The 9512-nt window shown below is 58.1% G+C and carries 9 protein-coding genes; 5 read left to right on the top strand and 4 right to left on the bottom strand.

Translation table 11 applies throughout. The annotated features are described in order from the left end of the window. Both gcvPA and gcvPB read left to right on the top strand, forming a co-directional pair. Nucleotides 1-1411, top strand: a 1411-nt coding sequence (gene gcvPA, locus AC221Y_RS15500; RefSeq protein ID WP_486707685.1) for an aminomethyl-transferring glycine dehydrogenase subunit GcvPA, incomplete at its 5' end; no start/stop codon positions are given. Continuing rightward, the gene (gene gcvPB, locus AC221Y_RS15495; protein ID WP_486707684.1) at nt 1408-2967 is read left to right on the top strand and encodes an aminomethyl-transferring glycine dehydrogenase subunit GcvPB; all 1560 of its coding nucleotides are present in this window, start codon (nt 1408-1410) and stop codon (nt 2965-2967) included. The genes gcvPA and gcvPB, both read left to right, overlap by 4 nt. 18 nt (nt 2968-2985) lie before the next feature. On the opposite strand, the gene AC221Y_RS15490 is transcribed toward gcvPB, so the two are convergent. After that, nucleotides 2986-4122: an NAD(P)/FAD-dependent oxidoreductase gene (locus AC221Y_RS15490; protein ID WP_486707683.1), complete on the bottom strand. Its 1137-nt coding sequence runs from the start codon at nt 4120-4122 to the stop codon at nt 2986-2988. A 29-nt stretch (nt 4123-4151) separates the two neighbouring features. On the opposite strand from AC221Y_RS15490, the gene AC221Y_RS15485 reads away from it, so the two are divergent. After that, nucleotides 4152-5102, top strand: coding sequence for a dihydrodipicolinate synthase family protein (locus AC221Y_RS15485; RefSeq protein ID WP_486707682.1), 951 nt, complete (start codon nt 4152-4154; stop codon nt 5100-5102). Nucleotides 5103-5104: 2 nt separating this feature from the next. On the opposite strand, the gene AC221Y_RS15480 is transcribed toward AC221Y_RS15485, so the two are convergent. Further along, nucleotides 5105-5878: an SDR family NAD(P)-dependent oxidoreductase gene (locus AC221Y_RS15480; protein ID WP_299748290.1), complete on the bottom strand. Its 774-nt coding sequence runs from the start codon at nt 5876-5878 to the stop codon at nt 5105-5107. Nucleotides 5879-5881: 3 nt separating this feature from the next. Beyond that, entirely contained in the window at nt 5882-6982 is a 1101-nt protein-coding gene (locus AC221Y_RS15475; protein ID WP_299748293.1) for an NADH:flavin oxidoreductase/NADH oxidase, read from the bottom strand. Between the two features lie 111 nt (nt 6983-7093). Here AC221Y_RS15475 and AC221Y_RS15470 point away from each other — a divergent pair, with 111 nt between their 5' ends. Continuing rightward, nucleotides 7094-7930 carry a sugar phosphate isomerase/epimerase family protein gene (locus AC221Y_RS15470; RefSeq protein WP_486707681.1) on the top strand — a complete coding sequence of 279 codons (837 nt, stop codon included), beginning with the start codon at nt 7094-7096 and terminating at the stop codon, nt 7928-7930. Here AC221Y_RS15470 and AC221Y_RS15465 read toward each other — a convergent pair. Further along, nucleotides 7927-8685 carry an SDR family NAD(P)-dependent oxidoreductase gene (locus AC221Y_RS15465; RefSeq protein ID WP_299748804.1) on the bottom strand — a complete coding sequence of 253 codons (759 nt, stop codon included), beginning with the start codon at nt 8683-8685 and terminating at the stop codon, nt 7927-7929. The genes AC221Y_RS15470 and AC221Y_RS15465 overlap by 4 nt on opposite strands. Nucleotides 8686-8754: 69 nt before the next feature. Between AC221Y_RS15465 and AC221Y_RS15460 the strand changes: the two genes are divergently transcribed. Next, nucleotides 8755-9512 (top strand): 3-hydroxyacyl-CoA dehydrogenase NAD-binding domain-containing protein (locus AC221Y_RS15460; protein ID WP_486707680.1); only part of this gene is annotated, 758 nt, incomplete at its 3' end.

The raw sequence follows: 9512 nt of genomic DNA, 5'->3' as shown, positions 1-9512 counted from the left end.
TGGAATGACTGAAGAAATGCGAGCGCATCCTTGGATGGCCAACGCGGCCCCCGGAGCACTTCAAGCGATGTTGGACGAAATTGGGGCAGATTCTGCAAGGGAGCTTTTTGAGCAGATACCCGAGGACCACTTCCGCACCACACCGCTGAACTTTCCACCCGCTTTGTCATCCGAAATCGAGTTAAAGCGTGACCTTCTGAGTAAGCTGAAGAAAAACGAGGATTGTGAGGCAAACCTCAGCTTTCTCGGCGCCGGCGTCTGGCAGCACCATGTCCCCGCCATCGTTGACGAGATCGTGGGCAGGACCGAGTTCGCGACCAACGTCTGGGGCAGCTATCAGTCGGATCACGGACGCAATCAGGCCTGGTTCGAGTTCTCGTCGCAACTTGGTGCTCTTTTGAACCTCGATGTTGTTCAACTGCCGGTCTATTCGTGGGGCTGTGCCAACGGCCATGCCGTGCGGATGGCGCAACGGATTACCGGGCGCAATAAAGTGCTGGTTTCGCAGCTTTCTGACCCCGAGCGCCTATCGGTCCTGCGCACGTATTGCCAACCGACGGCAATGGAAAGTCACATCGAGGTTGTCATGGTCGATGTGCATTCGACAAACGGCCGAATGGACTTAGACGATCTAAAATCGAAGCTCGGCGACGGCGTGGCAGCAGTCTATTTTGAGAACCCGTCCTATTTGGGCACAATCGAGTCTGAAGCCGCCGAGATCGCACGGCTGGCCCGCGCAGCGGGAGCCGAAACCATTGTCGGCATCGATCCCGTGTCCTTGGGCGTGATTACGGCACCGGGCGATTACGGGGCCGACATTGTGACCGGGCCAGTACAGCCCTTGGGTGTCCATATGCAGTGTGGCGGCGGCGTGGGCGGGTTCATCGCGTCACGCGACGAAGCGAAATACGTACTGGAATACAACGGCTTTCTTGTTTCGATTGCCGAGACGCTGAAGGAGGGCGAAATGGGTTTCGGCCTCGCCTGTCCGCACCAGAACTCTTACGGCTCTCGCGAAGACGGCAAAGACTGGACGGGCAACTCGACATATCTTTGGGCGATCGCTGGCGCGGTCTACATGAGCCTTCTGGGTCCCGAGGGATTTCGCGAACTGGGAACTCTGATAGTAAGTCGCGCCCGCTATGCAGCAAAGCTTCTGTCCGAGGTCCCGGGGATTAAAATCGTCTGGCCCGACACGACCTTCAAGGAGTTCGTCGTAAACTTCGACGACACAGGCCGCACGGTTGCGGACGTGAATGATGCACTTCGTGCGCGCGGTATCTTCGGCGGCAAAGATATCTCGGATGAAGAGAACGGGCTTGGTCAGTCGGCACTTTACTGCGTGACCGAAGTCCACACCGCCGCCGATATCCGCGCATTGGTCCATACGCTCAAGGAGGTCCTGAAATGACCCGAATCCCCGAGTTTCACGCCGCCAAATGGAACGAGCCAGTGGTCATGGAGATGGGTCGCCCGGGCGCACGTGGTCAGTTATTTCCCGCCCCCGAGGACGAGGTGACAAAGGCCGTCGGCACTGACCTTATCCCCCATGCCATGGTGCGCAAGGATCGGGCCGAACTGCCCGAAATAACGGAGTTCGAGGCACAAAGACACTATCTTCATCTCAGCCAGATGACGCTTGGCATGATGGGCATCAGCCTTTTTGGCACCTGCACCATGAAGTACAACTCTAAGACAGCTGAATACGCGACACTTCGGCCCGAAGTGGCTGAACTTCACCCCTACCAACATCCCGACACCCTGCAAGGTGTGCTTGAAATCATCCACGACTTCGATTGTATGCTCCGCAGTCTTTCGGGGATGGATCAATTCATCTTTCAGGCAGGTGGAGGGGCCGACGCAGCCTATACGATGACCGCTGTTGCGCGTGCCTATTGGCAAGATCGCGGGATGCTTGGCCAGCGGACGGAAATGGTTACCTCAGCACAATCGCATCCGTGCAACCCGGCCACTGCGGCGGCTGCGGGCTTCAAGGTGGTGAACCTGCCTTTGGAGGAGAACGGCTATCCGTCACTTGAGGCACTAAAGGCAGCGGTCAGCGACAAGACCGCGCTGATCATGCTCAACAACCCCGACGACATGGGCATCTACAACCCCGAGATCAAAGAGTGGGTTAAGGTGGCAAAAAAGGCAGGTGCACTTTGCTTTTACGATCACGCCAACTTTAATGGGGTCATGGGTAAGCTTTCAGCGCGTGAGCTTGGCTTTGACGCATGTATGTTCATGCTACACAAGACTTTCGGCGCTCCCAAAGCGGGCGGTGGACCTGCTGTCGGCGCCTATGGATGTACGGACGAGTTAGCCCCCTATTTGCCCTGCCCTGTAATCGTGCAGGACGGTGCGCTTTATGTGCTTGACGAGGACCGTCCAAAATCTTGCGGCAAGGTCCGAGAGTTCTGGGGGAATGTTCCTCAGGTCGTAAAAGCTTATGCTTGGGCGCGGTCCATGGGGGCCGAAGGTATTCAGCTCGCTTCGGACATCTCGGTCGTTGCCAACAACTATATGGACAAAAAGCTGGCGGAGATTCCGGGGCTGGAAATCTCTAATCCCTCAATCGATCTGTGGCGGATGGAAATGACGCGCTGGTCTCTTGGTCCCCTGACTGAGGCGACCGGCGTTACCACGGTTGATTTCGCCAACCGGATGGCTGACTACGGTATCGACCCCTACTGGATGAGCCATGAGCCATGGATTGTGGCTGAACCCTTCACCCCGGAAGCAGGCGAGCTGTGGTCAAAAGAAGACATTGATACGTGGATCGGCGTTATCGCTCAGATCGCGGAGGAGGCGCGCACCAATCCCGAGCTGGTGAAGACCGCGCCGCACAATCAGGCCATCGCACAAGTGAAGGGCGATGTCTTTGAAGACCCGGCCAAATGGGCAATGACCTGGAGGGCCCACGTTCGAAAGAGCGGGCTTCAAGACAAAGCCAATGGTGCCGCCTGAGCCATGCAGGTGCATGCGTCAGTCGGCAAGGACAGATATTCCGGCCAAATCAAATTCTGGTGGTCGCCCCATTACCGTGTCTGCAATGACGCGCGCTGTCATGGGGCCAGCGCTGAAGCCGACCCACGGAAACAGCGCCAGATAGAATCCAGGCATCTGCGGCGCCTCGCCGATGATGGGACGCCAGTCGACGGTGCCGTTGACCCATGCAGTCCAGCTACGCAACGTGCGCGCTTGCCCAAGATTTGGGACCACTCCAGCCGCCATGGCCATGTTGCCCGCAAAGTTCGCGGGGTTAGTGGAAAGACCACCGTCTGGCCGTATTTGCGCCGCCCATCCCCCGCCAATGATGCACCCTCCGTTTGCCGCCTGCTTCAACGACAGCTTTCCGGCGGCGGAATAGATCAGGTGTGGGATCAAGGGGGCCACGGGCTCGGTCACCGTGACCTGAAGGGGAAAGCCGCCGAGGTCGATTTTCATGTTGACCATTGCCGCAACTTTGGCGGCATTCGCACCGGCTGCATTGACAATCCTGTCGGCGAGATACGGACCCTGCGACGTGTGCACTTCAAACGCCCCAGCCCGCCCGGTGATGCCGCGAACCGTAACGCCGCAAAGGATCTCAGCACCGGCCTTTTGCGCAGCAGCTGCCATCGCGGGCGTCGCGCGCAGAGGGTTTGCTTTCCCTTCACCCGCACAGAACCCGCCGCCAATGGCTCTGTCCGAGAGGTAAGGTGCAACGCGACGCAGGGACTCGCGATCAAGGATAGAAGTGTCGATCCCAACACTGGCTTCAATTGCTGCTTTGGCCTCGATGAAGCGCATTTGCTCCGACGTGCGCGCAACCACGATTCCGCCACCCAGCTTCACATTCAGGTCCTCGCCCAAGGCGTCGCCCAAATCCGTCCACATCCCGATCGACGCCTGCAAGAACCGAAGAGTCGGCGCATAAGAGCGCGCCCATTCCTCTCCGTACTTGACGAATTCCGGGTACTGAATTTGCAGATGCAACGACCCTGCATTGGCGCCCGACGCCTGCGCACCAAGTTCTCCCGCTTCGAGAAGAGTCACCTTCGTGCCCTCGCGCGCCAGATACCACGCCGTCATAAGACCAGCGATACCGCCACCAATCACCAAGACATCCGCCCGGGTCATGCGCCCGCGCCAAATTCGAGGAAAGCTCCATGAAACCGACCTATTCGGGAAGTCACACAGTCACCGTAACGCCCTTCACGCCGGGCGGCGCCGAGATCGACTTCGAGGCTTGGGAGGGCTTCCTCGACTGGCAGGTCGCAAACGACGTGCCTGGTGTTGTCATCCTTGGCACCACGGGCGAATTCCTGACGATCACCGACGCCGAGAGATCGGCTTTCGTCAAGAAGACGGTCGATTATGTGAACGGTCGCATGGTTGTCTGGGTGGGCACGATGAACGCCTATACCCCAAACGCTGTACGCTATTCTAAGGAGGCAGAGGATCTGGGCGCTGATGGCCTGATGATCATTCCGCCTTACTATTACACACCGACCGAGGATGAGATTTTCAACTATTACCGCGCGATCTGCGAGGCCTGCGACTTGCAGATCATGCTGTACAACAACCCCTTCACCTCGAACGTGGACATGCCAGCCGCTCTTGTTGGACGATTGGCCAAAAGCTTTGAGCAAATCCGATACATCAAGGAAGCCTCGCAGCGCATTGAACGTATTCATGATATCATCCTGGCAAGCGATGGGCAGATGAATCCGTGGGCGGGGCAACGCGTGCTTGAAAGCTACAAAATGGGCGCCAAGGGATATGTGAACCCTTACGGCAATTACATTCCGCGAGCGACGGTCAAATTTGTTGAATGGGCCGAACAAGGCCGTTGGGACGACGTTCAGACGGTACAGAACATTATCTCGCAGTTCGACACGATCATTACGGCTGGGCATCCGCTTTATGGGCACCAATGCTATTCCAAGGCGCTGGCGGCGGCTGCGGGTCACCCTGTGGGGGACGTGCGCGCGCCGATCACCACGTTCGAAAGCCTTGGTGCTGAGGGACGCGAGCGGATTGCAAAGATGGTTCCTTTGATGGAGGAGCTGGATCGGATCGTCGATACGATCGAGACAAAGTCCGTCGCTGCCAAGTAGGCTCATCTAATGTAGGCCGCGCCGTTCACATCGATAGTGGCACCGGTCAGGTGCCGGGCGCGGCCTTCGGCAAGAAATGCCGCCAGCTCTGCGATATCGGACGGAGGCACCCATTCACCCATGGGCAAGGTTGCGGTCACCGCAGCTTCGCCGCCCGTCAATGCAGCGCTGTCGACTGACATTTGCGTGCGCACAACACCGGGCGCGATAACATAGGCTAGGATACCACGATCCGCATAGTTTCGGGCCACTGTCTTTGTGGCTGCCGCAATTGCGGCCTTAGAGGCGGCATAGGCGATAGCACCGGGGTTCGAGGTGCCTCGTGTCGTGACCCAGCTTCCGATGCCGATTATCGCCCCCTGCTCGCCCGCGTTCAGCCACGTCGAGACAGCGTGACGTAGCAAGCGCGCAGGCGCATGCAGGTTCACCGCCATGGCCTCGGACCAGATTGCATCCCAATCCTCAATCGGGTCGAGAATGCCACCCGACTGACGCATAATGCCGGCATTGTTGACCAGAACATCGATCCGACCACCGGCCGCTGCGTGCGCCTGCGCCCAAAAGTCATCCACCGCACCCATATCCGAAAAATCAGCCGACAAAAGTGTCGCCTGACCTCGTTTCGCCCGTGAGGTGGCGACCTCGGCCCCGGCACGGTCGCCACCATAATGCGCGATAACAGTCGCACCAGCCTCGATCATGACTTCTGTGATGGCGGCCCCGATGCCCTTCGACGCGCCGGTAATAACCACTGTCTTTCCACCAAGATCTGCCATTGGCTATCTCCTCCTGACAAAGGGTGTGGAGCTGAGCTTCGGATTGCAGCGCGCATATTGGGCTGGAAGTGCGATTTCTTCATCCAGCGCCACTGCCGCCCGCCATGGCCATCGCGGATCCCACAACATGCCTCGTGCCAAAGCGATCATGTCCGCCTGACCTGTTGCTAGGATTGTCTCTGCCTGAATTGGATCAGTGATCTGACCAACAGCCATCGTGGGCATACCAGTCTCGCGACGGATACTTTCGGACATCCCTACCTGATACCCCGGTCCAGTTGTAATTTTTTGCCGCTGGTCCAGACCACCGCTGGTGACATCAATCATGTCGCAACCGAGTTCTTTCAGCGCGCGACAGAATTCGATGGACTGATCCAGGTCCCATCCGCCTTCAATCCAGTCTGTTACCGATAGGCGAACTATAACAGGTTTTTCAGCGGGAAATGCTGCCCGGATCGCACTGAACACCTCAAGCGGATATCGCATCCGGCCTTCAAGGCTGCCGCCGTAGACGTCGTCGCGGGTATTGGTAATAGGCGACAGGAATTGATGCAAAAGATACCCGTGAGCCGCGTGAAGCTCTACGATGTCGAAGCCAGCGCGATCGGCTCGCTTAGCGGCTTCAACGAACGCTAATTTTACGCGATCAAGATCGCTATCAGTCATTGGAGCCGGTGCCGGCCATCCGGGCAGATATGGCACCGCCGAAGGGGCTTGCGGCTGCCAGCCACCAGACCCTTCGATCATGCCGCCGCCTTGCCAAGGCGCGACGGTGTTGCCCTTGCGACCTGAATGGCCAAGCTGGATGCCGACGACCGCATTGCCCGCTGATTTCATAAAGTCCACGACGCGGGCAAATCCAGCTTCGGTCGCATCGTCGTAAAGTCCTGTGCATCCGTCAGTAATGCGGCCATCGGGCTCCACACCTGTTGCCTCGGTGAATATCAGACCCGCCCCTGACATTGCGAATTGCCCCAAATGCACGAGGTGCCAGTCCTGCGGCACTCCGTCCAACGCAGCATATTGGCACATCGGCGCCACGGTGATCCTGTTGGGAACCGTCAGCCCCTTCAGATCGAACGGCGAAAAAAGCGCGCTTGGCATTCAAGCCCTTTCATTTTCATTTGAATCGTAGTTCTGTGCGATATATTAACTTTTGTGCGTAAACTGAACATGTTGGTGGCAAACTGACAAGCGGAAAGGATTTCCTCTCAGATGACAAAACTCAACGTCGCAGCAAGTACATTCCCGTTTCTATATTCGCACGATGGCCTTGGCGCCATGAAACATCTTCGTACACTCGGCTATGATATCTTCGAGCTGATGATATTCCCACCGCATTGCTGGCCGCGAGAGCTGAGCGCGGATCAGGTCAAGGCCTACAAGGACTGGCTAAACGGCGAGGGCCTGAAGGTTTCATCTCTGTGTTACCCCCTTCTCGACAACAACCCCAACGGCGTCGATGTGCTTATGCGCGAATACACGCTGGACCGGTATCGCGAAGCGATAGACTTCGCCGCTGAGATCTCATGCCCCTACGTCGTCGCTATTCCAGGCCCGATAAACAGCCTGATCAACCCACCGCACGAGTGGATGCTGAACTGGTTTGTCGAGGGCATACAGAAGCTTGTGGCCCACGCTAAGGGAACCGGCGTTGAGATACTTCTGGAGAACGTGCCTTTCACCTACCTGCCCACTGCGCAAGACATGCGAGACACTGCAGCGCTGATCGGACCCGAGGTCGGCATCAACTTCGACATCTGCAACAGCGCCTTCATCCAGGAAGACCCCGCCGACGCAATTCGCATGCTTGGCGATCTCGTAAAGAATGTGCATATCTCGGATTCTGGTCCCGACGAATTCAAGCATGAGCGTCTGGGCAGCGGCATCGTCGATCCTGCGCCTACGGCAAAGGCCTTGAATGACATAGGTTATCAGGGTGTGACCGTCCTTGAGATAATAACCGACGCTCTGCAACCTGGCGCTGATCCCGATGGGGACATCCTTGCCAGCCATGACATCCTTGCCGAGAACGGCTGGGCGTCACGCTAGACAAGACCTGCCTCAACCGGGAAAACTGATCCTGTCATGCCGGCGGAGGCATCCGACGCAAGGAAATGCGCAACGTTGGCGACGTCCTGCTCGGTTGCCATACGACCGAGTGCGGTTTCAGCAGACAGCGCCGAAAGCGCTTCCTCGGGACTTTGACCGCCACCAGCGTGACGCGCAGAAACTCGCCCCAACAATGCCTTGGTCGCGATAGCGCCGGGGGCAAGTGCATTGACGCGCGTTCCGTCGCGCCCAAGATCAAGTGCGGCCGCGCGCATCACTCCAATCACGGCATGCTTCGAGGCCGTGTAGAGAACCTGATCAGGGTGCGCGCGATACCCGTTGATAGAGGCCATCGCGACGACCGAGGCATGATCCGAGCGCGCCAGCGCTTCGGCAAATGCGCCAATTGTTGCCGCAACGCCCCAAACGTTGACTGCCATGACACGGCTCCATTCGTCTCCGTCCAGCGCGCGCATCCGTTTCCATGGCGGAACGACGCCAGCATTTGCCACTACAATATCTACTGTTCCCAACTTTGCAGCCAGCACTGCAAGCTTGTCCTTGGCGTCGGGCTTGGCGAGGTCGCACGGGAACCTTGAATGCCCGGCGTGAACCAGATCAAGCGCCCCGCTAAGATCGACAACCGTGACGGAGGCGCCAGACGCGGCGAGCCGCGCGGCAATTGCGCTCCCGAGACCCGAGGCACCGCCCGTTACCACGGCATTTCGTCCGATAAGGTCTTGCGAAATAGTCATGTTGCGTGATCCTTTCTGCGTGGCTACACATTATCAAAGCATGCGTACTTTTGTTCGCTCTGCGAACTGATGCAAGAGAAAGGTTCCGAACTGACCGTCGCGCTTAACACTCACGTCGTCATCCTCGGCGCAGGCTTCATTGGTCTGTCCTTTTCCGCCGCGTTCGCAGACGCAGGTTGGCGTGTAACGCTTGCAGATCCTGACAGCCAAAGACGGGCCGCTGCGGAGGCCGGGATCGGGGTCCAGCGCCAGGCGATCCAATTGGCAGGGCTTGGTCAGCAGAAAGATGGCGATATCATCGTGGTGGGATCGCCCGACAGCGCACTTGGAACGGCAGACCTGGTCCTTGAGTGTGGGCCTGAAGTCCTCGAGATTAAGCAAGCCATCTTCGTCGATCTCCTCGCAAAGACTGGTGAGAACACGATTTTGACCACTGCATCTTCTGCGATACCTATGTCGCGGATCGTTCCGGAAGTCCGGGACCAGACCCGGTGTCTGGTAGCACATCCAATGAACCCACCAGCCGTCCTGCGCATCATTGAGTTGTGCCCTGCCCCTGGCACTGCGCCTGGGTCTATGGAGCGGGCCGCCGCCATGTTCAGCGGCGCCGGGTTCGCGACAGCATTGCTCGGGCACGAAATCGAAGGGTTCATCCTTAACCGCCTTCAGGGCGCCGTCCTGCGCGAGGCCTATCGTCTGGTCAACGAAGGCGTGGCGGAGCCAAACGACATCGATAAGGCGATGCGTCTTGGACTTGGCCCTCGCTGGGCCTTGGCGGGACCGTTTGAAACTGCCGAACTGAATACTCCTGGCGGGATAACGGCGCA

The sequence above is a fragment of the Boseongicola sp. genome (assembly GCF_057460485.1).
The sequence above is the reverse complement of the archived record's forward strand: the minus strand, read 5'-3'. Positions and strand labels throughout refer to the sequence as shown.